Origin of the sequence: Vibrio sp. 1562 (assembly GCF_033340155.1) — a bacterium.
Lineage (GTDB): Bacteria > Pseudomonadota > Gammaproteobacteria > Enterobacterales > Vibrionaceae > Vibrio > Vibrio alginolyticus.
This window is the reverse complement of the sequence record NZ_JAWOVY010000608.1, coordinates 1-571: the sequence shown is the minus strand read 5'-3', so window position 1 is coordinate 571 and position 571 is coordinate 1. Positions and strand designations below refer to the sequence as shown.

Here is a 571-nt window from a genome sequence, read left to right as displayed (position 1 = left end):
GTTTTTCTCCATCCACTCTTTATACGGATGGCGGCTCTTCAGATCGTCATCGGTTTCCGCTGAGTGCAGAATGCGTCCGGCACGGGTATCGATAACCATCAGCTCGCCCGGGCCCACGCGGCCTTTCTCGACCACTTCGTCAGGCTGGTAATCCCAGATGCCGACTTCGGAGGCGCAGGTGATGAGCTTATCTTTGGTAATGACGTAGCGCGCCGGGCGCAGACCGTTACGGTCGAGGTTACAGGCCGCATAGCGGCCATCGGACATGACGATGCCCGCCGGGCCGTCCCACGGCTCCATATGCATGGAGTTAAAGTCGAAGAACGAACGCAGCTCCGGATCCATATCCGGGTTGTTCTGCCAGGCTGGCGGCACCAGCAGACGCATGGCGCGCACGATGTCCATCCCGCCGGCCAGCAGCAGCTCCAGCATGTTGTCCATAGAACTGGAGTCGGAGCCGGTTTCGTTAACGAACGGCGCGGCGTCGTGCAGGTCTGGGATCAGCGGGGTCTGGAACTTATAGGTACGGGCGCGGGCCCACTGGCGGTTGCCGGTAATGGTGTTAATTTCA

Annotated in this window: 1 pseudogene; it reads right to left on the bottom strand. The window is 60.2% G+C overall.

What is annotated here, in order from left to right:
* A pseudogene (locus tag R7Z49_RS26675) lies at window positions 1-571 on the bottom strand (glutamate synthase large subunit); the annotation flags it as partial.